24 protein-coding genes are annotated in these 24808 nt (G+C 58.6%); 16 read left to right on the forward strand and 8 right to left on the reverse strand.

Going from position 1 to position 24808, the window contains the following annotated elements; translation table 11 throughout:
• The 3 genes from IE151_RS09515 to IE151_RS09525 form a co-directional block, all read right to left on the reverse strand.
• Window positions 1–1079, reverse strand: a 1079-nt coding sequence (locus IE151_RS09515; RefSeq protein WP_189489780.1) for an Ig-like domain-containing protein, incomplete at its 3' end; no start/stop codon positions are given.
• A 265-nt stretch (window positions 1080–1344) separates the two neighbouring features.
• Window positions 1345–1968: an alpha/beta hydrolase gene (locus IE151_RS09520; protein ID WP_189489781.1), complete on the reverse strand. Its 624-nt coding sequence runs from the start codon at window positions 1966–1968 to the stop codon at window positions 1345–1347.
• 64 nt (window positions 1969–2032) lie between these two features.
• Window positions 2033–2974 (reverse strand): ring-cleaving dioxygenase, encoded by a 942-nt coding sequence (locus IE151_RS09525; protein ID WP_189489782.1) that lies wholly within the window; start codon window positions 2972–2974, stop codon window positions 2033–2035.
• A 108-nt stretch (window positions 2975–3082) separates the two neighbouring features.
• Between IE151_RS09525 and IE151_RS09530 the strand changes: the two genes are divergently transcribed.
• From IE151_RS09530 to IE151_RS09540, 3 genes are all read left to right on the forward strand, one after another.
• Window positions 3083–3991 (forward strand): LysR family transcriptional regulator, encoded by a 909-nt coding sequence (locus IE151_RS09530; RefSeq protein ID WP_189489783.1) that lies wholly within the window; start codon window positions 3083–3085, stop codon window positions 3989–3991.
• A gap of 32 nt (window positions 3992–4023) precedes the next feature.
• Window positions 4024–4854: a methyltransferase domain-containing protein gene (locus IE151_RS09535; protein ID WP_189489784.1), complete on the forward strand. Its 831-nt coding sequence runs from the start codon at window positions 4024–4026 to the stop codon at window positions 4852–4854.
• A 112-nt stretch (window positions 4855–4966) separates the two neighbouring features.
• Window positions 4967–6322, forward strand: coding sequence for a serine hydrolase domain-containing protein (locus IE151_RS09540; RefSeq protein WP_189489785.1), 1356 nt, complete (start codon window positions 4967–4969; stop codon window positions 6320–6322).
• Here the strand turns inward: IE151_RS09540 and IE151_RS09545 are convergent.
• From IE151_RS09545 to IE151_RS09565, 5 genes are read right to left on the reverse strand one after another with little or no spacing between them, the layout of a single operon-like run.
• Window positions 6309–6860: a nucleotidyltransferase family protein gene (locus tag IE151_RS09545; protein ID WP_189489786.1), complete on the reverse strand. Its 552-nt coding sequence runs from the start codon at window positions 6858–6860 to the stop codon at window positions 6309–6311. The two genes, IE151_RS09540 and IE151_RS09545, sit on opposite strands and share 14 nt — an antisense overlap.
• Entirely contained in the window at window positions 6857–7792 is a 936-nt protein-coding gene (locus IE151_RS09550; protein ID WP_189489787.1) for an XdhC family protein, read from the reverse strand. Before IE151_RS09550 ends, IE151_RS09545 begins: the two co-directional genes overlap by 4 nt.
• On the reverse strand, window positions 7789–9960 hold the full coding sequence (locus IE151_RS09555) for a xanthine dehydrogenase family protein molybdopterin-binding subunit (RefSeq protein ID WP_189489788.1): 2172 nt from the start codon (window positions 9958–9960) through the stop codon (window positions 7789–7791). The genes IE151_RS09550 and IE151_RS09555 overlap by 4 nt, the downstream gene beginning before the upstream one ends.
• Window positions 9957–10925 carry an FAD binding domain-containing protein gene (locus IE151_RS09560; protein ID WP_189489789.1) on the reverse strand — a complete coding sequence of 323 codons (969 nt, stop codon included), beginning with the start codon at window positions 10923–10925 and terminating at the stop codon, window positions 9957–9959. The genes IE151_RS09555 and IE151_RS09560 overlap by 4 nt, the downstream gene beginning before the upstream one ends.
• Window positions 10922–11446 (reverse strand): 2Fe-2S iron-sulfur cluster-binding protein, encoded by a 525-nt coding sequence (locus IE151_RS09565; RefSeq protein WP_189489790.1) that lies wholly within the window; start codon window positions 11444–11446, stop codon window positions 10922–10924. Before IE151_RS09565 ends, IE151_RS09560 begins: the two co-directional genes overlap by 4 nt.
• 332 nt (window positions 11447–11778) lie before the next feature.
• Here IE151_RS09565 and IE151_RS09570 point away from each other — a divergent pair, with 332 nt between their 5' ends.
• The 13 genes from IE151_RS09570 (at window position 11779) to IE151_RS09630 (ending at window position 24804) form a co-directional block, all read left to right on the forward strand.
• Complete coding sequence (locus IE151_RS09570) at window positions 11779–12627, forward strand: transporter substrate-binding domain-containing protein (protein ID WP_189489791.1); 849 nt, start codon at window positions 11779–11781, stop codon at window positions 12625–12627.
• A gap of 79 nt (window positions 12628–12706) precedes the next feature.
• Window positions 12707–13450 carry an amino acid ABC transporter permease gene (locus tag IE151_RS09575; protein WP_189489792.1) on the forward strand — a complete coding sequence of 248 codons (744 nt, stop codon included), beginning with the start codon at window positions 12707–12709 and terminating at the stop codon, window positions 13448–13450.
• Window positions 13447–14232, forward strand: a complete 786-nt coding sequence (locus IE151_RS09580; protein WP_189489793.1) for an amino acid ABC transporter permease — start codon at window positions 13447–13449, stop codon at window positions 14230–14232. Before IE151_RS09575 ends, IE151_RS09580 begins: the two co-directional genes overlap by 4 nt.
• A 15-nt stretch (window positions 14233–14247) precedes the next feature.
• Complete coding sequence (locus IE151_RS09585) at window positions 14248–15042, forward strand: amino acid ABC transporter ATP-binding protein (RefSeq protein ID WP_189489794.1); 795 nt, start codon at window positions 14248–14250, stop codon at window positions 15040–15042.
• A gap of 2 nt (window positions 15043–15044) precedes the next feature.
• Entirely contained in the window at window positions 15045–16376 is a 1332-nt protein-coding gene (locus IE151_RS09590; RefSeq protein WP_189490010.1) for an MmgE/PrpD family protein, read from the forward strand.
• A 21-nt stretch (window positions 16377–16397) separates the two neighbouring features.
• A complete protein-coding gene (locus IE151_RS09595) occupies window positions 16398–17699 on the forward strand; it encodes an LLM class flavin-dependent oxidoreductase (protein WP_189489795.1) in 1302 nt (433 codons plus the stop codon).
• 523 nt (window positions 17700–18222) lie between these two features.
• Complete coding sequence (locus tag IE151_RS09600; protein WP_189489796.1) at window positions 18223–19479, forward strand: Hsp70 family protein; 1257 nt, start codon at window positions 18223–18225, stop codon at window positions 19477–19479.
• Window positions 19480–19678: 199 nt separating this feature from the next.
• A complete protein-coding gene (locus IE151_RS09605; RefSeq protein WP_189489797.1) occupies window positions 19679–19819 on the forward strand; it encodes a DUF1127 domain-containing protein in 141 nt (46 codons plus the stop codon).
• Window positions 19820–20278: 459 nt separating this feature from the next.
• Window positions 20279–21094: a DUF3100 domain-containing protein gene (locus IE151_RS09610; protein WP_189489798.1), complete on the forward strand. Its 816-nt coding sequence runs from the start codon at window positions 20279–20281 to the stop codon at window positions 21092–21094.
• Between the two features lie 13 nt (window positions 21095–21107).
• Window positions 21108–21626, forward strand: a complete 519-nt coding sequence (locus IE151_RS09615; protein ID WP_189489799.1) for a hypothetical protein — start codon at window positions 21108–21110, stop codon at window positions 21624–21626.
• Between the two features lie 63 nt (window positions 21627–21689).
• Window positions 21690–22847 (forward strand): M20 aminoacylase family protein, encoded by a 1158-nt coding sequence (locus IE151_RS09620; RefSeq protein WP_189489800.1) that lies wholly within the window; start codon window positions 21690–21692, stop codon window positions 22845–22847.
• Between the two features lie 53 nt (window positions 22848–22900).
• Window positions 22901–23809 carry a LysR family transcriptional regulator gene (locus IE151_RS09625; RefSeq protein ID WP_189489801.1) on the forward strand — a complete coding sequence of 303 codons (909 nt, stop codon included), beginning with the start codon at window positions 22901–22903 and terminating at the stop codon, window positions 23807–23809.
• Window positions 23810–23922: 113 nt separating this feature from the next.
• Window positions 23923–24804, forward strand: coding sequence for an NAD(P)-dependent oxidoreductase (locus IE151_RS09630; RefSeq protein ID WP_189489802.1), 882 nt, complete (start codon window positions 23923–23925; stop codon window positions 24802–24804).
• The last annotated feature ends 4 nt before the right edge of the window (window positions 24805–24808 follow it).

Below are 24808 nucleotides of genomic sequence, written 5' to 3' on the forward strand. Positions count from 1 at the left end.
ATGGTCGAACCCGGCTTTCCGGTGCCCGTGACGGCACTGCCATCGGCGGCGATTGCCACACCGGTGGGTGCTTCGGGCGGTATGATATCTTGAATGGGGGCGGCTACGGTTGCCGCTGACGATATATTTCCGGCAGCATCGGTCAATGTGACGGAAAGGGTCGATCCATCAAATTGAGCGGGGGAGAGCGCTGCAATAAAGGTGCCGTCCTGCGTGACCGTGCCTTCGCCGATCACTTGCCCTGCGGCATTGTAGATTTTTACAATCGCGCCAGCCTCGCCACGACCGGTGATGCTCGCGCCATTGCTTGCGACGACGAGATCGGTTGGAGCTTCGGGGGCGATCGTGTCCAGGGCAGGGGCGGTTATCGAACCGGGCTCGGATGTGTTGCCATTTGCATCGGTCAGCGTAACGCTGAGCTGGCCGCCATCGTTCTGCGGTGGCTGGAGCGCAACCGTAAAATGGCCATTCGATCCGACGGTGCCTTCGGCAATCTGATTTCCGGAAGCATCAAGTACCGCGACGGTCGAACCTGCCTCTCCCGTGCCGGTAAGGCTGGTTCCGTCAGGAGTGATTGCGAGGTCACCCGGTCGGGCAGGCGGGGTCGTGTCCGCGCCACCGCCATTGTCATTGCTGCCACTGTCATTGTCGCTGCCGCTGGAAGATGCTGCGATGGCGCCAGCCGCCCCGACAGCGAGACCGGCCGCCAGCAATCCGCCGAGACCAAGGCCTCCACCTGCGCTTGCGGTTGCGCCGACAAGCTGATCGACGGAACCAATCCGGGCGAAACTGAAATCGGTCAGACCTTCGGTATGCGCGCCGTACCAGAGTTCTCCGTTCTGCCCTTCCAGCACGAGATCGCTTCTGACGCCGCTCTGAAGATCAGCATAGAAATCTTCAATGCGGATGATCTCGCCATTAATAAGCCGGAGAATGAGATCATCGCCGACGCGTTGATAGGAGACAACTTGTTCAGGCGTATAAGGCAGTTGAACGACGCTTGGCGCGTCAAGGTGTAAAACGTTGCCGGCGACTTCCGAAATCTTGCCGTCCAGCTTGCCTGTAATGCGCGCAGCCATTCCAGTTTCCTCTCCTGGGATAATCCCCTTGGCGGGTGCGCCGTCTATTCCCCCCGATTGCGACTCCGACCCTAAAAGCTTCTATCTAAAATTCATTTGGTACTAACTAAATTAGCAAAACAATATTTAGTGACAACTAAAAAAGTGTCTTTTACAAACTTAATTTTAGTTGATGCATGAAGAGACGCATGTGTGCTTCTGCTCAAACAGAAAGACGCTCAAACGTAGAGTCTGAGCGTCTGGATTTTCGCTTGAGAAGAGGCGGTCAGGCTCGCCCATGCTCGGACAACCATTCCTTTGCGATCGTCAGATCCATCTGGCTCAATGCATGGCCGGTAGGCAATGTCTCGTAACGAAGATCGGCCCCGGCCTCGGTAAAAGCTTCAGCCAGGCCGTCAACGTTTACTTTCCCGACGATTGGATCGAACGCGCCGGAAAGCATGAGTATGGGCGTGGAGTTCAAACGGAATTGCGGTCGAACGCGATATGGCTGCATGGGCCGTAGCAGGAGCGCGCCCGCCAGGCAGTTGGGGGCCTGCATCAGGAGAGATGCTGCGATGTTTGCCCCGTTCGAGAAGCCAACGGCGAGCGGAGCTTCAAGTGCGTAAGCCTCGCGCGCTTCCGCAATGAAGGCCGCCAGAGCTTTCGTTTGAGCCAGGAGATCCGCCTCGTCGAAGACGCCCTCACTCAACCGCTTGAAAAATCGCGGCATGCCGTTTTCAAGCACACGGCCGCGCGGCGACAGAAGGGCGGAATGCGGTGCAAGAGCCCGCCCCAGATCGAGCAGGTCGTTTTCATCGCCCCCTGTTCCGTGGAGGAGCAGCAGGGGCTTTTCGCCCTCGGCCGAGGCGGGGACAAAACGATGGGTGAAGGAAAGCGTCGTGTTCATCTGAATGCTCCCGTTCGCGAGGGAACGATGTGTGATTGCGTCCCTCGCGAAGTTTTGGCGATAATTATTGTTCCGTCAGATCAGGCAGGCTTGCCTCGATCCGTGCGCGGTGCGGCTCCAGAAAATCCGGAAGCTTCAGCGCGTTACCCAGTTCGGCTAACGGTTCATCGACGGAGAAACCGGGTTGATCCGTTGCGATTTCGAAGAGCACGTGACCCGGCTCACGGAAATAGACCGACCGGAAATAATTACGGTCTTTCTGTTCCGTGGTCGCGATGCCGAAGGTCTCGCGCAGCTTGCGCACCATGTCTTCCTGTTGCGCGTCATCCTTGGCGCGAAACGCAATATGGTGAACCGAGCCGCCGCCAGGACGGGGCTTCAGGAAACCCCCGACAGCACGAATATCCACGATGCCGCCGATCGGCTGGTCCTTGACGATGAAGCGCGACGTTGAAGCCTCATCGCCAATCTTCTCGAAACCGAGAACGCCGGTGAGGATTGCAGCCGTGGGGCCTTCTTCTTCAAGCAGCAGACTGACCGAATGGAAGCCGCGGATCGCATGCTCAACCGGTATCTCCCCATTGTCCCAGGCAGCTTCGGCTTCGGCCCCGGGCACGCCGGCAAGCGCAAGCCGCATCCCGTCCGGGTCACGGAAGGAGAGTATGGTTTCGCCGAAGCGCTTTTCAGGCGCATCATGCGTGATGCCCTTTTCGAGCAGACGGTGCGTCCAGTAACCGATCGAGCCTTCCGGCACGCGGAAGACTGTTTCCTGTGTCTCGCCGACACCAAGACGTCCAGGCGCTACATTGGCCCAGGGGAAGAAGGTCAGGATCGTGCCTGCACTACCGGCCTCATCTCCATAGTAGAGGTGGTAGGTACCCGGATCGTCGAAGTTAACCGTCTTCTTGACGAGGCGAAGGCCGAGCGTCTTCGTGTAGAACTGCACATTGCGGCTGGCAGGACCGGCGATGGCTGTGACGTGATGAATTCCGTTGCGGGTCGTCATGATGACCTCCTTCGTTGCTTTTCAGCATAATTATGCAATAGTTTTCAAATGTCATTGATATTCGTATTGCAAATTCGCAATAACGAAATTGCGCGGGGACGGAGTTCGATGGTGGAAAAGCTAAGTTGGGACGATTTTAGATTGATCAAGGCAATCGCAGATACAGGGACATTGCCGGCCGCCGCGGATCGACTTGGCGTTGCCCATTCCACGGTGTTTCGTCGGCTTAAGCAGGTCGAGGAAACGCATAAGCTGACGCTTTTCGAGCGGAACGGCCCGGTGCTCACGCCGACGCAGCTCGGAGAGGAGATTGTCAAGGCAGCCGAGCACATGCAGGAAGAGGTGGACGCACTGGCGCTCAAACTTTCAGGCAGAGAGCTTCTGCCCGCGGGCGAAGTGCGCGTGACAACGAACGACTCGCTCCTTGTCCATCTTCTGACATCGCTGTTTGCCGGCTTCCAGAAGAGCTGTCCCGACGTGACACTCGACATTGTCCTTTCTAATGCGCCGCTCAACCTTTCGAGGCGTGATGCCGACATTGCGATCCGCGCGACAGACACACCCCCTGAAACGCTGATCGGACGGCGGGCAAGCCGTATCGCCTGGGCGCTTTACACGCCTGTGGGGCTGAAGGAGGAAGTCGATGCTGCGCGTTGGGTGACCCTTGGCGAAAGTATGGGCGAGATGAAGGTTGTGCGGGAAGTCGTCGCCAATGTAGAGGCTCGGCGCATTGCCTACCGGGCCAACACCGTTCTGGGCCTTGGAGAGGCGATAGAGGCCGGTATAGGCATCGGCTATCTGCCCTGTTTCATCGGCGATGTCCGCCCGAGCCTGAAGCGCCTCGCGGCCCCGGACGCCCGCTTTGCAACCGATCTTTGGCTTCTGACACATCGCGACTTGCGCAACGTGCCACGTATCCGCAGTCTGCTGGATTATCTGGCAAAGGAGCTGACATCGTTGCGTCCTCTTCTGGAGGGAGAGAGATACCCCCTGTTCAAAGAGGCGCCCGAGGCGTAAAGCCCTGCCCTGAAAACAGGATGACAAGATCGATGACGCAGCACGAAAAGAAAGAACTCGATCAGGCGGCGCTTGAGGAAGCCTATAACCGCGCGCTCGATCTGGAAAAGGCCGGCGATTATGATGCGGCGGCCAGGGCTTATGAGGAAGTGCTTGCGCTCGACCCTGAGGATCACGGCGGCGCTTCGGTGCGGATGGCCAGCATGGGACGCGGCACCGTACCGGAAAAAGCGCCGGACGCTTATGTCGCCACTCTCTTCGATCAGCACGCCGAAATGTTCGATACGATCCTGGTCGATCAGCTGGGTTACGACGTACCGCTGCAATTGCGGGAGGCATTACTGGAGATTGATCCGCGGTTCCATGTCGAGCGCATGCTCGATTTAGGTTGCGGCACTGGTTTGTCGGCAGATGCGCTTGAGGACATGGCCGCCCACAAAACGGGTGTCGATATTTCCGAGAATATGGTGGAGATCGCCTACGAGAAGGGCGACTATGACAAGCTCTTCGTTGGCGAAGTCGTTCATTTTCTTGATAATACCGAAGACGCGGCCTGGAATCTGATCGTCGCAACGGACGTGCTGCCTTACATGGGCGACCTGGAACGCTTCTTCTCTGGCGTCGAAAAACACCTGCTGTCTGGCGGTTTTTTTGGTTTCTCCAGTGAAACGCTGGAAGATGCTCGCTTTGAAGGACGCGACTTTACCGTTGGTGATCATCAGCGTTTCGCTCATCCCCGGTCCTATGTCGAACGACTTCTCAACGCTCATGATATGGATTGCGTCTGCTGCGCAGACATCATTGTGCGCAATGAGCGGGATGCGCCGGTGCCGGGCCATCTCTATGTTGCAAAGAAGCGATAAATCGAACGAATGACGAGCTGATATTTTAACGACATAGAGCTTGCATAAGCTCCGCTCCTGAATTCACATCATCAGCGATGAGGGGACATTTGGGGGCGGGACGTAAATGGTTATGCGGCGATTGGCTCGGATGATATCAACACTTCTGGCGGCGCTGCTGATTGGTGCGCTTGTGTGGCTTGCGCTTGCGCCACCCAGCCTCTTGCGGATCGGCACGGGCTATGCTGCAAAAATCGTGTGCTCCGGTCTCTTCGTCGCCGGGCGCAACCTGGAAACGCTTCTCGCGGTCGACGTTCAGGCCCCGGGCAATCCGCTGCTTCGGCTCATCTCCGTCGAGGTGGATCACGATCGAAAAATCGTCTCCGCCGCTTTTCTTGGTCAGTTCGCTCGCAACTGGGCCATGCATCGGGATGAGTTGGGCTGCACGCCTGTTCCCGATGGCGATTTCGCTCGCGTTCAGGCAATGCCGCGCGCCGCGGCGGTCGAGATGCCCGTTGCTGACAAGACCCTGCCATGGCCGGATGGAGATGCCACGGCGCAAAGCGCGAACCCTGCGGTCTCTTCTATTCTCCGCGACGAAGTGCTTGTCGGGCCAGGCATGCGCGCTGTGGTCGTCGTGCATGATGGCCGCATTGTCGGTGAGCAGTACGGGGAGGGGTTTTCGTCCGACACGCCGCTTCTCGGCTGGTCGATGACCAAGACGGTGATCGCAGCCTTGATCGGCACAGCCACGAACCGGTTCGACAGTCTGGACGAGCCGAACCTGCGACCCGACTGGACGGGTGATCGACAGCAGATCAAATTGTCCGATCTTCTTGGCATGAAGAGCGGTCTGGCATTCCGCGAGACCTATGGCGGGATCTCGGACGTCAACCGCATGCTCTTTCTTGAACCTGACATGGCGCGTTTTGTTGCTCGCTCACAGCTCGAAGCTGCGCCAGGCACGACATTCAACTACTCGTCCGGCACCACAGTTCTGCTGGCGCGCCTGCTTCAGGACCGTTTTGACACGCCTGAGGAAGCGCTTGCCTGGCCGAGACGGGCGCTATTTGCACCGCTTGGCATGTCGAGCGCGGTGATGGAAACGGACGCCTCAGGCACTTTTATAGGCTCGTCATTCATGTACGCGACGGCGCGGGATTGGGCACGCTTCGCCCAGTTCCTGCTGCAGGACGGCGTCTGGAAGGGAACGCCCATTCTTCCTCAGGGCTATGTCCATTGGATGCGCACACCAAGTGCCCCATCCAATGGTGCCTATGGGCAAGGGCAAGTGTGGCTGAGCACGCTGACACGTTCGGGCGAGGGCGCGGCATTGCCGGGCGACACCTATTGGATGCGTGGGCATGACGGCCAGATCGCGGCGATCATTCCTTCCGCAAATCTCGTTATCGTCCGCCTCGGTATTACGCCGGTGCGAACCGGCTGGTCACCCGCTCCGCTAGTGGCTCGAGTCCTTAGTGTTCTTTAGTTGCCGTCGGTTCGCAGAACTTTGCAAAGTCATCGCCGGTATCGATATCCTCAAGTTCACCAGGACCGGCACTGAAGCGCATCAGCCCAGGTAGCTCGCGCAAGAGCGATCCGGCACCCTGATCGCCCTGCAAAGCGGACAGGCGTGGATAAAGAGTGGACTTGATAAGCGCAGGCGGCGAGACTTTGTTGCCATCCGTCGCCGCTGCCGGCGTGTCAGCGCCAGCGATTTGCAGAAGGAATTCGCTCTTCACGAAAGGCATGTCGCCGAGCATGATCAAGGCATCATCGTCACCGAGCGCGCCAATGCCCGCCTTAAGCGATTGCGACATGAGTCCGTTGGAAAAAATGCAGCGGAATTCGGGTATCAGGGCTTGGACTGCGGGGTCGCTGACGACCGCAATTCTTGGCAGCCCTGTATTGACGACGGCGTCTGCCGCATGGCGGATCAGTGGTTTTCCCATGAACGGCGTTCGCAGCTTGCATTTTTCGCCAAACCTCCGCGATTTGCCAGCTGCAAGAAGCACCACCGTCGTCATCGCGCGGCATCCAGAACCTCGGCCAGGACCGAAACGGCAAGCGTTCTTGGGTCGCGCGCCGACGGTATCAATCCGATGGGTCCCTTGATGCGAGCCAGTCCCTCGCGCACGCCGATTCGGCGCAATTCGGCTATCCGGCCGTCATGTGCCCGGCGTGACCCTTGCGCTCCGATATAGAAGGCCGGGGTCTCCAGGAGCCGGGCAAGTATAGTTGGTTCCCAGCTGTGATCATGGAAGAACAGAATGGCGGCGGTTCGATCGTCGATAGGTAGATCGGCGGGCATTGCGGCCCAGTGAAGCTGGGTGGCGGCGCAGCCGTTTGCTTTTGCAGATGTTAATGTCTCTCGATCGGCGGAAAGGAGAAGATGCGGATAGTTCGCCGATTTGACAAGATCGGTGAAAATGGCAGCCTCCGGTCCGCTGCCGAAAATCAGAAAGCGTGGTTGCGGGCGGAACGAGACGCGAAAGCCATCCCTGGTCTTCCCGGTCGTGCCATAGACGGTTTCCTGCAGCCGGTAATCGTTCGTTACCAGGAAGGCGCAGCGTTCGCGTCTGCCACGCTTTTCCTCGACGCTTCTCAATACATCTCGGTCGGGACGTGGGATAAGCGTAATTTCCAGCCCCCCGCCGCAGGGCAGTTGCAGATCGATGAAGGGCGAACCGTCTCCGTAGCGCACAAGCTTTGCCCCATTCTGCAGGGCATCCTGTGCATGCGTCGCGAGGTCTGCTTCTATGCAACCCGAACTCAACGATCCAACGCGAGCGTCCGGGACGAAAGCCATGATTTCGCCGAGCGGACGATATGATGGTCCGTTTACTTCGGTGATGATCGCGAGCACGCTCTCTTCGCGATGCAACGCAGCTTGCAATGGGTCGCCGTCATGTCGGCCACGGACGGGATCGGGAGACGCTTCTGCGATCACCATGCTCATGCAAGGCTCGCGATGAGTTTGTCGGGGGTCGCGGGCAGATCCCGTATACGGACCCCGCAGGCATTGTAGATTGCATTGAGGACAGCCGCGCCCGCGCCGCAAATACCCAGTTCGCCCAGCCCCTTGGCTTGTGTCGGTCCGACATAGGCGTCACGTTCCTCGATGAAATGCACCTCCATGTGAGGCACGTCCGCGTGGCAGGGTATATGATACTCCGCAAGATCGCGGCTCACTATATGGCCGTCCCGCGGATCGTGCTCCATTGCTTCCGTCAGCGCGATTCCGATGCCGAAAGTGAGGCCGCCCAGACATTGCGAACGCGCCGTCTTCTCGTTGAACACGCGGCCGCAGGCAAACACACCCATCATACGCCGCACGCGCACTTCACCGGTCCAGCGATTGACGGCTACCTCTGCCCAATGGCTGCCCCACGTGGCTTGTCGGGTGGTTTTTTCTGTGTTTCCCGGCTCGACATGGCCTTCTGCAACGAGCGGTCCGTCAAGCAATTGACTGATAGGTTGAGCGACATTTCCGGCCCGTGCCATACCATCCTGGAGTGTCAGCTCTTCTTCCGTGCAGCCCATTTTCGTTGCGATGAGCGACCGGATTTCCTCGCAGGCCAGATAGACCGATGTGCCGCTCGACGCTGCGCCGAACGAACCGCCGGACCCGGAGGCTGGCGGAAAATTCGTGTCGCCGAGTTCGACATGCACATCCTCGCGGGCCAGCCCCAGCATCTCCGCCGCGATCTGACAAAGGATCGTATAGGTGCCGGTACCGATATCGGTCATGTCGGTTTCCACGATGGCCTTGCCGTCTGCCTTCAATGTAACGCGGGCGCGGGACTCGATGAGCATGTTGACGCGAACCGCCGCCGCAACCCCCATGCCGACGAACCATTCTCCCTCAAGGCGTTCGCGCGGCGCTTTCCGTCGCGACCAACCGAAGCGTTCTGCACCTTCTCGTAATGCCTCCGCCAGTTTATGACTGGAGAAGGGGCGCTCCGTCACTGGCTCCGCTTCGGGAATGTTGCGCAGTCGCAGCTCGACCGGATCGATGCCTACAGCCTCCGCAAGCTCGTCCATCGCCGTTTCGAACACGGTCACGCCGACTGCTTCTCCCGGAGCTCTGACAGAGCCCGCACAGGATCGGTGAACGCGCGCCACGCCGTGCACGATCTGCCGATGCGCTGCCTGATAGGTGAACGGCGTTGCCTGCGTCACCGGCTCCGAAAATGCCTCATCCGGCAGGTTGGAGACGAAGGCTTCGTGGCCAATGCCCGTCAGCTTTCCGTCTGTGTCGCAGGCGAGACGAATGCGTTGCCGCGTTTCGGACCGTCGATGCGCTAGGTCGAATTCCTGTTGACGCGTTAGAGCGACGAGGACGGGCCGTCCCAATTGCTTCGCTGCGATGGCTGCCGCTATAGTTTCTGCATTAACGCCAAGCTTCGAGCCGAACCCGCCTCCAACATAGGGTGCAAGAAGACGAACCTGCGCGGGCTTGATGCCGAGTGCATCGGCAACCTGCAGCTTGTTCGACGAAAGCATCTGCATGCCGGCGCGGATCGTGACACTATCGCCGTTCCATTCGGCGATTGCCGCATGCGGCTCCATGGCCGATGCCGCATGGGCCGGCGTATGCCAGACATTGTCGATGCTGAAGGCCGCTTCTTTCACTGCTTGATCAAGATCACCATGACTTGATTGCTTTTTCTCGGGAAACTCCGGCTCGACGGCTTCCGGGTTGACCGCCGCTGCTTCGACCGAGTAACGCAGTTCGAGGTTGAGCGCCGCGTCACGCGCGGCTTCGAAGGTTTCTGCCACGACGAGCGCCACGGCCTGGCCCATATAATCGACGGTGTCGGGACCTGCCATCGGTCCCGTTTTTGCCATGCCCTGCGCGGCGCGACGTAGCATTCGCTCATCGTGAATGACGGCGAGCACGCCCGTCACGCCTCCTACCTCCAAAACCTTGCCATGTGGAATGGCCGCCTGCACCAGGACTCCATAAACAAGGCCGACAGGGCGGGCTTCCGCTGCATAGGTCGCGCGGCCCGCAACCTTGAGAGGCCCTTCGAAGCGGTCAATCGGCTTGCCCAGGATGCCCTGAACCATATCGTCGAGGCGGTTGCGGTAATCGGGGATGTCCACCTTGAGATGATGGGTCATGGATTCACCTCCGTCTGCGTGGCGTCGGCAAGAACGGCTTTCAGTGTGCGTTTCAGAAGCGGTACCTTGAATGCATTGTCCGTTTGTGGCTCTGCGTTGCGAAGGAGGTGTTCGGCGATCCGGTCGAAGAGTGTGCCCGACGGCTCTTGCCCGAGCAACATCTCCTCAATTTCAGGATCGCGCCATGGCATGTGGGCCACGCCGCCGAAGGCAAGCGCCGCATGGACGATTCTGCCAGCCTCCATCCTGACAATGGCTGCAACGGAGACCAGCGCAAAGGCATAGGAGGCACGGTCGCGCACCTTGCGATATCGTTGTTCGCCGCCAGCCGGAGCGGGCAGGGAGACTGCCGTGATGATCTCGCCGGGTTCCAGCACGGTCTCGATGTGCGGCGTGGCTCCCGGCAAACGGTAGAAGCGTGCCAGCGGCACCTGGCGCGTCGTCCGGCCCTCGATCTCTACCGCTGCGTCGAGCGCCATCAGCGCAACCGCCATGTCGCTCGGATGTGTCGCGATGCAATGAGGGGATGTGCCGAAGATCGCGTGGTTGCGATTGATGCCACCTATTGCCGAACAGCCTTCCCCGGGCATCCGCTTGTTGCAGGCCATGCGGGTATCATAGAAATAGGGACAGCGTGTGCGCTGCATCAGGTTACCAGCGGTCGTCGCCATGTTGCGGAGCTGGCCGCTCGCACCCGCAAGCAGGGCCCGCGAGAGCACCGGATAATCGCTGCGAATGACCGGATGAGCTGCCAGATCGCTGTTCTTCACCAATGCCCCTATGCGCAACCCGGTTTCTGTCTCCTCGACCGAATCAAGATCAAGCCGGGTGATATCGACAAGCATTTCCGGGCGCGTGATCTCATGCTTCATCAGATCCAGAAGATTGGTGCCGCCGGCGATAATGGTCGCTCCTGGCGGCAGATCGGCAATCGATGTGGCACGGTGATAGGAAAACTGTCTCACGCTGCCTCCTCGCGCTCGCGCGTCTCGTCAAGTGCTGCTTGAATGGCGTCGATAATATTGGAATAGGCAGCGCAGCGGCACAAATTGCCGCTCATGCGTTCGGCGATTTCCGCATGGGTGGGAGCATATGGCCCGTCCAGGTTGCCGGAGACATGGCTTGGCCAGTTGGCCTTCAACTCCTCGATCATCGCAGTCGCGGAGCAGATCTGGCCGGGTGTGCAATAGCCGCACTGGAAGCCGTCATGCGTGACGAATTGCGCTTGCAGCGGCGAAAGATGGGTTGCGGTGCCGAGGCCTTCGATGGTGGTGATTTCCGAACCATCCGACATGCAGGCGAGCTTCAGGCAGGAATTCACCCGCCGTCCGTCCATGATCACGGTACATGCGCCGCATTGTCCGTGGTCGCAGCCCTTTTTCGTGCCGGTTAATCCGAGATGGTGGCGAAGTGCATCAAGAAGGGTGGTGCGCGTGTCCAGATCCATCTGATGGATCTGGCCATTAATATTGAGTTCGACCTGCATGGAACCTCCGATGGCTGGCGAAGCGCTGGCTGGCGGTCTTTCTCTAACGGACGACGCTCTTCTTGTGTTCCGACGATGTTGTTTCCCGTTTCTTGTTTGCGGAGAAAATTCATTCGCTCACGCGCGACTGTCGGGTGGCTCATTCCGGATATGAGGATCTTCCCTTGGGTCCTCCAGACAGCGGAATTTCGGCGCGACTAGAACGCTGGCCTACATAATCTGCAGAATTCGGAAAATGATCCTACAAAGAGGTGGTACCGCGAACGCGGTTGGCTCGTTTGTACATGAAGGAGTTTTTATGTTTGCGGCATAGTGAACCGGAGGTCGCCGCAATGTTTTTCTCGTCTACAAATTCTTTCATAAAAGTTGTCGCGGGCGGCGTTGCCTTGCTCGGCGTTGCTCTTGCGTCCGGCACCGCCCAGGCCGATGCCACGCTTGATCGCATCAAGGCTCGCGGCAAGATCACTGCGGGCGTGATCCTGTCCGGGGCGCCGTTCGGCTACATCGACCCGAAGAGTCAGGAACAGAAGGGCCTCAATGTCGATCTTGCCAAAGCTATTGCGGCCGAACTCGGTGTTGAACTCGAGACCCAGACCGTCACACCGCCGAACCGCGTGCAGTTCCTGACGCAGGGGAAGGTCGATATTCTTCTCGCCAACATGCAGTGGACCGAGGAACGTGCCAAGACGCTTGGATATGCCAAGACGCCGTTCGACCGCGTTGGCGGTGCTGCTGTCGGCCGCAAGGACAGTGGCATCAAGGACTGGTCGGATCTGAAGGGCAAGGTCGCCTGCGTCTCGCAAGGATCTAACTATACGCAGCCGCTGATCGAGGAACATGGTGCGATCGTCAAGGGATTGCCGAGCCAGCCGGATTCGCTTCTCGCCCTCAAGGGCGGCAATTGCGACGTCTCCGTCCACGTCGCTCCGACCGTAGGCCTTATGCTTCAGGACCGCGCCGAGGAGTGGAAGGATTTCGCGATCGTCATTCCGACCGATCTGATCCCTTCCGACTCCGTCATCTGGTTCCGCAAGGACCAGCCTGATATGGAAGCCGCGATCGATAAGGCCATCCAGAAGCTGCACGGAACCGGCAAAATGCTCGAAATCGCCAAGGCAAATCGCCTTCTCAACACGAGCTTCCTTGAGGAACAGCAGAAAAAGTACGCGACCAGCCAGTAAATATTGCACCGCGCACAATAAAGGTCCGCCGTTGCCTGACGCAGCGGCGGAGATGATTTCAGACGAAACGGTTCAAGCAATGCAGAACGATATCGTCCAGACCATCATATCGCTTACCGCGGCGATTGGGCTGAACTTCGATTTTCTCAACAGCGGCTACGAAGTCGACATGTGGCTCGACGGGATGGGGATGAGCCTCATCCTCATTGCAGTCACTATTCCGCTCAGCCTCGTCTTCGGGGTTCTGTTTGCCGCTGCCCTTACCTCGGGCAAGACCTGGCTTTCGGCTCCGGTCCGAGCCTATATCGAGTTGACGCGGAACACGCCGACTCTGGTGCAGCTCATGTTCGGCTTCCTTGTTCTTAACATGCTTATCACCAACGCCGTTGGCGGGGCGCAGAACAACCCCTTCACGCCGTTCTTCTGGGTCGTGTCAGTCACGGGTTTGCACATTGCCGCCTTCCATGCCGAGGCGTTGCGCGGCGGTATCGAGGCGGTGCCGTCCACGACGGTCGAGGCCGCACGATCCATCGGCTTCAGCCAGAACCAAGTGCTTCTCTATGTGGAACTGCCGCTGGCAATCCGCACGGCGCTTCCCTCCATAGTCAATAATCTCGTCAACCTGGTGAAACTCACCACGGTCGGCTCCGCTATTGCGGTCAGTGAAATCACTTATGCCTCACTGATGATCTGGACGCAGCGCGACAATGTCATCGAACTGATGATCGTGCTTTTGCTCTTCTTCTCCGTCATTAATCTTGTCGTCGCTCGTATCGGTTATTGGTTCGAGCGCCGTCTTGCCGTTCCGGGATTTGGACAATGAGCGCGATCACCCTTCATCAGGAGCCGCGTTCGCGCCGCGTTTCGGTTCCGACTGCGACCTTTGCGCTGACGCTTATAGCCATCGTGCTGTGGCTTGTCTTCGACCCCTCTCTTGGGCAGGTGCTGCTGCAATGGCTGCCCTATCTCGGCAAGGGCTTCAGCATGAATGTGCTGATAAGCGTCTGCGCGATTTCGCTTGGCACCATCGCCGGTGTCGCGCTAGGGGCGATGGAGCTTGCGCCTTACAAGTTCATCCGCGTTCCCGCGATCGCCTATGTGCAAATTTTCCGCAACGCGCCGCATCTCGTGCTGATCTTTGCCGCAACCTATATTTTTCCCTTCGAACTGGTCATCTTCGGCAATTACGTGCCGTTTCCGGATTGGGTGAAGGCGGTTGTCGGGCTTGCCATTCCGGCGAGTGCGCATATCGCCGAAATCACTCGCGGCGCGTTGCAATCCATTCCCACCACTCAGTGGGAAGCTTCGCAAAGTCTCGGTTTTTCGCGTTTGCAATCGCTTCGCTGGATCATTCTGCCGCAATGCATCAAACGCTCGCTGCCGCCATGGATGAACCTTTATGCCTCGATCACGATGGGAACCGCACTTGCCTCACTCGTCGGCGTGCACGAGCTGCTGCATTCGGCCACGGATGCCTCGACTGCGGTGCAGCGCAACGATTTCACCGTGGTGGTCTATGTCACCGTGCTGATGGCGTTCTTTCTGTTCTGCTATCCCGTCTCCCGTTACACGCAGCGCCTCGAAAAGCGCTTCGCTCTCCGCTGACCGATTGGAATTCTCATGACTTTGAACGGAAAAACCGCCGAAACGCTGGTCGCGCTTGAGGACGTGCATCTTTCTTTCGGCCAGAATGAGGTTTTGAAGGGAATAGATCTGCAGGTTTCCAAGGGTGAGGCAGTTTCGATCATCGGCCCCAGCGGGTCGGGTAAATCGACCATCCTGCGCTGCATCAATGGTCTGCTCACGCCGCAATCTGGAAAGATCAGCGTCGGTGAGACCCGGGTCGACCAACTCAAGACCGAGGCCGAAAAGATTGCTCTGCGCAAGCGGATCGGCATTGTCTTCCAGCAGTTCAATCTTTTCCCGCATCTGACCGTACTCGACAATATCACCATCGCGCCGATCAAGATCCTGGGCACGCCAAAAGCCGAAGCCGAGCGTCACGCCCGGGAACTCCTGGAGCGCGTGCACCTGTCAGCGAAGGTGAATGCCTATCCGGGCGAGTTGTCCGGTGGTCAGCAGCAGCGCGTTGCGATCGGACGCGCGCTTGCCATGCGTCCGGAACTGGTCCTCTTCGACGAGGTTACCTCCGCGCTCGATCCCGAGACGGTTGGCGAGGTTCTGGCTGTTATCCGCGAATTGGTACAGGAAGGCATGACGAGCATTCTCGTCACCCACGAAATGCGCTTTGCCGAGGAAATCAGCGACAAGGTCATCTTCACCGAGAATGGCCGCATAGTCGAGCAAGGACCGCCGGACTATCTGTTTCACAAGGCGGATAACCCGCGCATTCGCAGTTTCGTCGGCGGCTTGAGCGGCCATTCCGCGCGCGGTCAGTATGGCGAGGGTATCTGATGATGAGCGCTCTCACCCAAACCTTGTCCGAAGCAATAGCCAGCGCTGATCCGCTTCATGACGCGAGCGCCATGAAGGCGGGGCGGGAAGCGATTGTCGACTATCTTGCCTGCGCGATTGCCGGCGCGGCCGATCGCAGTACGCTTGTCGTGCGCGACGCACTTGGCTCGGCGCCCGGCGATGCCATCCTGATAGGTTCCGCGGAGAAGCGCGACGCTTTTTCCGCTGCCCTCATCAATGGACATGCCGGCCATGTTCTCGACTATGACGATGTGCATGCCAGCGTGCGCGGGCATCCCACCGCGGTCATTATTCCGGCGCTCCTGGCAAGCGGCATAGCTGCTCGCGCGGATGATTTCATCGCCGCTTATGTCGTCGGTCTGGAAGTCATGGCTCGCATCGGTCTGGCCCTGGGTACAAGGCACTATGAAAACGGGTTTCATGCGACGGCAACCCTCGGCCCGATCGGCGCTGCCGCAGCCATCGCACGGCTGCAGGGCTTGTCGGTAGAGAAAACGGCGGTCGCGCTTGGACTTGCTGCAACGCAATCGGCAGGTCTTCGTCTGCAATTCGGCTATGATGCCAAACCGCTCCATGTTGGCCTTGCCGCCCGTTCGGGGCTGAGCGCTGCGCGTCTGGCCGCAGTCGGCTTTACCGGCGCGGATGATTTCCTCGAGGGACCGATCGGTTTTTTCGAGGCCTTTGCCTTCGGTGCGGAGCAGCCGTTGAGGGTGGTCGAGAATTTCGGCGCGCCGTGGCAGATCACCGCGCCCGGCTTGACGCTGAAAGCATTTCCCTGCTGCACTGCGAGCCACCCCGTCGCTGTTGCGGCGCTGGAGTTGCGCGCAAAGGGGCTTGCAGCCGAAGATATCGACCAAGCGATTATCACTTTTCCGCCCGGTGGCGATGCCGCGCTCGTGGCTGGTCCTGCACCGCAGAACGGCATCGATGCCCGTTTCAGCGCCGAATATGTCTTCGCCGCGGCTTTGATCGACGGCAAGCTTGGCATCGACCATTTCGATGAGCGGCCGACGCGTGCCGACATTCGGGCACTCGCTATGCGGATTGAACGTCGCCATGACGAGACGGCGCGTCGCCTGTCGCCTGATCCCACCACGCGGTTCGTCGTTTTGGAGGTGGCAAAGAAAGACGGCGCGGCGCTGTCGCATCGTGTCGATGGTCTGCCGAGCCTTGCCGATCCGGCAGAGAAGTTTATCGACGCAACGAGAGGCTATGCGGCTTTTGCCGAGATCCCTGATTTCGTCCGCAAGATGACTGACGGGCGCGATCTTGCCCGCCTGCTGGCTCTGCTCAACCAACCGCTTTCACACTGAATTCCGAAACGAGATTTTGCCATGACTGCCAAGCGACAAATCCATCTGGGTCTCTTCCTGCAAGGTGCAGGTCATCACGTTTCCGGCTGGCGTCATCCGAACGCCGAGGCGGGCAGTGAGAATTTCGATCTGTTGCGACGAGTGGCGCAGGAGGCCGAGAAGGCGAAGTTCGATATGATCTTCCTGGCTGACGGCCTGACCAGCGGGGTCGACGCCCATCCCTCGATGATCGCCCGTTTCGAGCCGCTGACGCTGCTTTCGGCGCTCGCCATGGTCACTGAAAGGATCGGCCTTGCCGCCACCGCCTCCACAACTTACGGGGAGCCCTACCATCTGGCGCGCGCCTTCTCTTCGATAGATCATCTCAGCCACGGACGTGCGGCCTGGAATATTGTCACCACCTCCTATGCGCGTACCGCGAATAATTTCTCCAAATCGCATCCGGAGCATGACGAGCGCTACGCTGTGGCGCAGGAATTCGTCGATGTCGTGCGTGGACTCTGGGATAGCTGGGACGATGACGCCTTTCCGAAAAATAAGGAGAGCGGCGTCTATGCCGACCCGAACAAGGTTCATGTGCTCGATCACGTCGGCAAGTATTTTTCCGTCAAGGGGCCGCTGAACATACCCCGCAGTCCACAGGGCCACCCTGTGCTGATCCAGGCTGGATCGTCCGGGCCAGGTCAGGATCTGGCTGCGCGCACTGCCGATATTGTCTTTACTGCCCAACAGAGCCTTGGGGAGGCGCAGGCATTCTACAAGAGCCTGAAGGAGCGGGTCGCGAAATTCGGTCGTAATCCGAACGGCGTCGCCGTCATGCCGGGCTTTTTGCCGGTCGTCGGGCGCACGCTGGCCGAAGCCAGCGAAAAGCTGATCGAACTCGACAAGTGGACCGACGTCGTTGGCGCGTTGCCGCTTCTGGAGGAGCGTCTCGGCCACAGCCTCTCAGGCTATGATCTCGACGGCCCATTGCCGGATCTGCCGATCTCCGACCAACTGCGAAGCCGTGCAGAACTCCTGACGGCACTTGCCCGCCGGGAAAACCTGACCATCCGCCAGCTTGCTCTGCGCGTTGCTGCCGGCCGGGGCCATCATATGATTATTGGAACGGCGGAAGACATCGCCAACCGCATGCAGGAATGGTTCGAAAACGGCGCTGCGGATGGGTTCAATGTCATGCCGCCCTATTTTCCCGGCGGTCTGGAAGAATTCAATGCACAGGTCGTTCCGATCCTGCAGGAGCGGGGTCTTTATCGTCGCGATTATGTCGGCACGACGCTGCGCGATCATCTTGGCCTCACCCGGCCGAACCTGCCCGCGTAGAATCGTGGACAGAGAAAAGATTTGCTGAGAAATAAGCCGCTGTGAAATCAGCGGCTTAGTTTTTTTTCCGTGGTTTGTTCTGGAAGATTTATCCACACCCTGGCCGGCTGCGCGATACTTCTCGTGCGTCAGGGATAGGTGAGCTCCCGAACACCGAGACGCTGAGACAGCGGGCGGAAACCGCCGTTTGGCCTGGCAAGCCGGACGGAGGGCCGAACGAGAGAAGATTTACGACCTTCTCTCCTCTTCGGGTTCTTCCAGACACCGTCAGGGCATGTGGAAGCATGCGAAATTGAATGAAATGCAACGGGCCACATGCCCTGATCCCATTTCATTTCCCATCAACCGTGCGGCATTCGCCGTGGCGGATTTTTCTGCTGGCTGCTTTGACGCGCTTGCCCTTGGCGGGCTTTCTCGCTAAGTCAGCGCCTTCCGGACGATTTTTCAGACTTTTGTCGAGCGAAGTGAACGCAGGCGTCAAGCCCGCGCGCCTTTTCATGCTTTAGATAAACAGGATAATGCAATGACCCGAATTTTCAGCGGAATCGACTTTGGCACTTCGAACTCGACCATCGGCATTCATGACGGCAGGAACGCACGTCTTGTCCCGCTGGAAGCGGAGGCTGTGACGCTGCCCAGCGCCATTTTCTATCGCTTCGATGCTGACGAAATCCTGTTTGGACGCGCGGCCATTGCAGCCTATGTCGAGGGGGACGAGGGGCGCCTGATGCGCGCGCTGAAAAGCATTCTCGGCACCTCGCTCATCGCGGAAAAGACCCGTATCCGCGCTAGATCGGTTGCCTTTACCGATATTGTCGGTACGTTTTTTCGCCATTTGAGGCAGAAGCTCGAAGCGGAGACAGGGGAAGAAACCACGCAAGTGGTACTCGGTCGCCCGGTGCATTTCATCGATGAAAACGCTGTGGCGGACAAGCAGGCTGAAGACACGCTTCGCGAGATTGCGGCCGCACAAGGATTTCGCGACATCGAATTCCAGTATGAGCCGATTGCCGCGGCGCTCGATTATGAGCGACAGGTGAATGCCGAAGAGCTGGTGCTGATCGTCGATATCGGCGGCGGCACATCGGACTTCTCGCTGGTGCGCCTGTCGCCCGAACGTGCGAAGAAGGCTGAGCGGCAGGATGATATTCTTGCCAATGAGGGCGTGCACATTGGCGGCACGGATTTCGATCGCCTGTTGAGCATTGCAAAGGTCATGCCGCAGCTTGGTTACGGCACCTGGACACGCGATGGAAAGCGAAATCTTCCAACCCGCTATTTTCACGATCTCGCCACCTGGCATCGCATCAACTCGCTCTATGGGCCGAAGATGATGAACGAGTTGAGCCAGGTGCGTTATGAAGCCGAACGCCGCGACCTGGTGGACCGGCTGATACGCATTGTGGAAGAGCGACGCGGCCATTCGCTTGCGCTCGCGGTGGAGAAGGCGAAGATCGAGCTGACTGACGCGTCACGGGCAGAAATTGAGCTTTCGTCCTTCATCGCCGCAGATAACGTCGCCATCGACTTTGATGAGTTCGATGCCATTGTCGGCAACGCGGTCGGCAAGGTCGCAGCCGCCATGGACCGTCTGCTTGCCGATGCCGGTGTGGTCCATGACGCGATCAACACGATCTTCATGACCGGCGGCTCAAGTGCGCTGCCGATGCTGCGCACTGCTGTGACATCGAAATTTCCTGCAGCACGCATCGTCAATGGCGATCTTCTGGGCAGTGTCGGTACGGGCCTCGCAATTGATGCCAGGGCCAAGTTCGGGTAAGCAAGCCGCAACGTCCGGGCGGTCTATACGGCTTTGTCATTGGTGTGTCATAATGTCATTAATTCAATGGCTTGACGCGAATGCCCTGCTCTGGACGCGGGACTGCCATGCAATCTTATGCCTTTTTCGCAAGGCTCTAAGCGTCTATATAGTGGCCATACAAAAAACGCGTACAACGCAATAAACGAGAGCCATGACGATGAACCTGATCCGTAACTACCGTAACTGGCGCCGTTACCGCGACACCGTTACCGAATTGAACCGTCTTTCGAACCGCGAGCTGAGCGACATCGGTATTTCGCGTGGCGACATCGCCTTCGTCGCACGCCGTTCGATCTAACAGATTTTGCAGAGCCACTCCTCCTCCCAGGCTCTGTAAATACGACCAGCATCTCCTCCTCCTCCCGATCGCTGGTCGGACCCAAACGATGCCCGCCGGATCTCCTCCCCCGGCGGGTATTGTTTTATGGACAAGATTCTCCTGCCGAGCCGTCAATCCGCCAGAGAGCGCTACGGTTAGCTGCTGATAGCGGCTACCATCCCGACCGCCCCGACAGATTTCCTTTTCATCGAGATAATGTGCTTCCTTGTGCGCAGGTTCGCCCGCACAGGCTCTGGCCGAATGAGTTGAGCTTTCAGCTTCTGCACACGGCAAACCCGGGCGGGTGTTGCTCATCAGGCAACACATTGTTCCCTTGCGCGAGACTACACATCATCGCTTTGGACTACATACTCGCGAGACGTGTACCCCGCCAGAAAAAGAAAGTAAGGGGGACGTCACCACACGGAGGGGTTACCTATGACCAAAGTTTCCACGCAATCAGGCTTCTGGTGGCTGAACGCCATCGTGATCGCCATTGTCGTCGTTGCCGAACTGATCGGTCTGCGGCGTCTCGCCATCGGTATAGGAACAGTCGTGTTCCTGCCAATTCTCTACGCGTTCGCCATTGGTATCGCGCTTAATCCGCATATATTCAAGAAAACAGCATCGCTTCTGCCACCCACGGCCGTAAAGCTTGCTGGAACCATGATCACTATCGCGATCATGCCGTTCATCGCGCGATTCGGCACGACGGTGGGGCCGCAGATCGACAAGATCATCGAGGCGGGGCCTGCGCTGATCCTTCAGGAACTGGGCAATCTGGGTACTATTGCCATTGCTTTTCCGATAGCCGTTTTTCTATTGCGCATGGGCCGCGAAGCGGTCGGCGCCACCTACTCGATCGATCGTGAGCCCAACCTTGCGCTTATTGCCGATAAATACGGGTTAAACAGCCCCGAGGGTGCAGGTGCCATGGGGGTCTATGCGACAGGTACGTTGATCGGCACCTTCGTCTTCGCAATCATGCCGCCTCTGGTCCATTCCTTAGGTTGGTTTGATTTTCGCGCCCTCGCTATGTCCTGTGGCGTTGGCTCGGGCAGTATGCTCGCAGCTTGTACCGGGGGGCTTGCGGCTGTCATTCCCGAACAGACCGATCTGATTGTGGCTCTTGCTGCGGCCAGTAACATTCTGACCTATGCAACCGGGCTGTATGTCGGCCTGTTCATCGCGCTTCCTCTGACCGATTGGCTGTATCGCAAGGCGCGGCCAAACGATCCGGCAAACGCAGTTTGATAGGAGAGGGACCATGACTATCAATACAGCTCAGAACGCTTCTGCCGAACCGTTCCTTCCGACCGAAGGCGAGGACGAGCGCAAGGGGGATCTCACCGTCTTTGCAGCTTATCTCGCCGTTGCCTGCGTCATAGGGCTTATCTCGAACTGGGTGGCGACCGGCACTGACCCGCTCACAGCGCTACCGGGCATGATCGTGCTCTACATCGTGTCTCTCGGCGGGCTGATAATGGCACGCGTCATCCCGGTAAACCTGCCAGCGGTGGCATGGACTTCGCTTCTGGCGATCCTCGTTACCATCCCGGGCATTCCGGGAACGGACTGGGTGGTTGCCAAGGTGGAAGCGCTGAACTTCCTTGCTCTGGCAACGCCTGCGCTGGCCTACGCCGGGCTTGCGTTGACAAAAAACGAGTTCGATATTGCCCGGCGCTCCGGTTGGAAGATCGTCATCGTCGCTATTTGCGTCATGTTCGGCACCTATATTGGTTCGGTGGCAATTGCGGATCTAACGCTGCGTCTTTCCGGCCAGTAATGCAAATCGATGATCGCTCCATAGGGAGCGATCATTCATATTTCCGAGGTGGGATCAGGGTTCATGGCATCTGCATATATTTCCAGCGACGAGATCGAAGAAGCGATCAAGTGGCGTCATCATCTGCACGAGCATCCCGAACTCGCTTTCGAAGAAGATCAGACCTCTCAATTCATTGCCGGTCAGCTTTCGAACTGGGGTTATGAGGTGAAGCGCGGCTACGGAAAAACCGGTGTCGTTGCCAGCCTGCATCGCGGTAGCTCAGAGAAATCGCTCGCTATTCGTGCCGATATGGACGCCTTGCCAATCCTTGAGGAGAGCGGCGTAGCCTATGCTTCGAAAGCGCCTGGCAAAATGCACGCCTGCGGACATGACGGGCATGTCGCGACGGCCCTCGCAGCCGCCCGTGCCTGCACTCGTGCGAGCTTCGACGGCACAGTGCATTTTGTTTTTCAGCCTGCCGAGGAGAACGAGGGGGGCGGCCGAGCCATGGTTGAGGGCGGGCTTTTCCGCGATTTCAACATCGATGCGATCTACGGCATGCATAATTGGCCCGCGCTCGATGTCGGCCAAGGCGTTGCGCGCGATGACCAGATGATGGCGGCTTTCGGCACTTTTGAAATCATGATCGAGGGACGTGGCGCACATGGGGCGATGCCGCATGAAGGGGCCGACCCGATTGTTGCAGCAAGTCACATAGCTGCTGGCCTCCAGACCATTGCAAGCCGTAATGTTTCACCGCTTCAGGCGGCTGTTGTCTCGGTCACCCAAATTCATGCGGGTGAGACATGGAATGTAATTCCCGGACACGCAATGATCCGCGGCACCACGCGCTGGTTTGATGCAGAGGTCGGCGACAAGCTCGAAGAACGTTTGACGGCACTTGCACAAGCGATTGCGACCGGCTTCGGCTGCTCGGCCAAGGTGGGCTACACCCGCCGCTATCCCGCCACGATAAACGATCCACGCTGCGCAAGGATCGTGCGCGACGTGGCAGCCGCGACCGATATCTTGCAGTTTGTCGATGCAGCGCCCAGCATGGCTGCGGAAGATTTCGCCTTCATGCTTGAAGAAAAGCCCGGCTGTTATTTCTGGCTCGGCGCGAAGAAAGAAGGCAGGAACCCGGGTCTTCACTCGCCATTTTTCGATTTCAATGACAAGGTGCTTCCTCTTGGTGCCAATTTATGGGTCGCATTGGTTGAAAGCCAGTTGAGCGTCTGAGCGACACATTGTACCCCTCAGGCTTGGGTGGTTGAAGCAGCGGATTGAGGATCATGGAAACGTTGGATGCGAAGGCATTGCGGATTTTCATGGCCGTCGTCCGCTACGGCTCCATTCGTAGCGCAGCCGAACATCTCAATCTTGCGCCTTCCGTCGTGAGCCGGCAGATCGCGGAAACTGAGCGCAATATCGGTCTGTCGCTTTTTGATCGGACCAGTCGCGGCGTTGGTCTCACTGATGCGGGTGAGCTTGTTCTTGATCATGGTAACCGGGTCGTCGAGGACATCGGCATTCTTGCCGAACAGCTCGACAATCTGCGCGGTGTGCAGCAGAGCCGGGTGAAACTCTGTTGCGGCGAAGGCTTTCTTGGCGATCTGGTCGAACATGGCTTGAAATCCTTCGTCAAGGTTTATCCCACGGTCAAATATCATGTCGATCTTGCAGGTACCGACGCGGTACTCGATCATGTCGCGAATGGCGATGCAGATATAGGTATCGCCTATAATCCTCTGCTGGATACACGCATCCGATCGCTGGCGATCACGCGTCAGCCGCTTTGCCTGGTCGCGCCCCAGGGGCATCCGCTGTTGGGAAAGCAGACGGTGACGCTCGCTGAATGTCTCGCCGGCTCGCAATATGCGCTTCTCTACAAGGGGCACGGCGTCACCCAACTCGTCGGTCGCGTCGCAGCCGATAGTGGCTTTGCAGTCGCACCGCTGCTTGAAACCCATTCAATCGATGCTTTGCGTCGGTTCGTAGTGGCGGGGCTTGGTGTGACCTTCCTGCCGCGCTTCGCTATTTCCACGCGCTTGCAGCAATCGACGCTTGGCGTGGTCGAATTGAGGGATCCGCTGCTTGCCCAGGCGAGTGCTCATCTCATGGTGAAGGCGAGGCGACGTCTGCCCGGTTCCGTCGAAAAACTGGCGGGTTATCTGGCCGCCGAGATGTTCGCATTTCGCTGATGATGTGTTGCGCGACCTGCAACACATTGTTCCCCGCCTGCCGACTACCTAGCCCCGATGATAGATGAGAACGTCTGCAAAAGACATCTCAAACAGATCGGGAGGTTGCCTTCATGGCGGTTGCGGCAGATGTGACGGTTGGCGTCATCGGGCTTGGGAGCATGGGACTGGGCATGGCCCAGACACTTGCGCAAAAGGAATTCGCAACACTTGGTTTCGACCTTTCGCAGGACCGCCTGAAGCTTGCGGCGGAATCCGGCGTGCAGCCGCTCTCGTCTCTTGGCGAAGCTTTCGAGAAGAGCGGTTTCCTCGTTTTCTCGCTGCCGACGGCCAAGGATGTCGCCAAGGTCGTCAATGACAATCTCCAGATACTCAAGGACCGCGGCGATCGTCGTCTGATCATCATCGACACTTCAACCTCAGAGCCCGATGTCAGTCGCGACCTTGCGGCTCAGCTTGCCGCGCTCGGGCATGGCTTTCTTGATGCTCCCGTCAGCGGCGGACCTGCCGGCGCGGCATCGGGCAAACTTGCCATGATGATCGGCGGCGCCGATGGAGATCTGGCGAATGCGATGCCGGTAATCGAAGCCATGACCGCCAAGGCGTTGCATGTCGGCCCAAGCGGTGCAGGAAATGTTGCCAAGCTCGTCAATAATCTCCTTGCCGCAGCCCACATGGTCACGACCAGCGAGGGCCTGAAACTTGCGCTTGCCGCGGGCATCGATCCGGAAGCGGCGCTACGCGTCGTCAACGCCGCCTCGGGCCGCTCGATGATCAGCGAAGTACATTTTCCGACATGGGTCATGTCCGACCGCTTCGACAGCGGCTTCTCGATGGGGTTGATGCGCAAGGACGTACGGCTTGCGAAGGAACTTGCCGATCGCACCGACGCCTTGCTCCCGCTTTCGGATGTCGTAGCGCAGCTTTGGGCCGGCTCGGATTGGGCCGATACAGACGATTTTACCCGTATGGGCAGCTTCAAGTCATTGAAATAAGGGG

Origin of the sequence: Limoniibacter endophyticus, assembly GCF_014652835.1 — a bacterium.
Taxonomy (GTDB): domain Bacteria; phylum Pseudomonadota; class Alphaproteobacteria; order Rhizobiales; family Rhizobiaceae; genus Limoniibacter; species Limoniibacter endophyticus.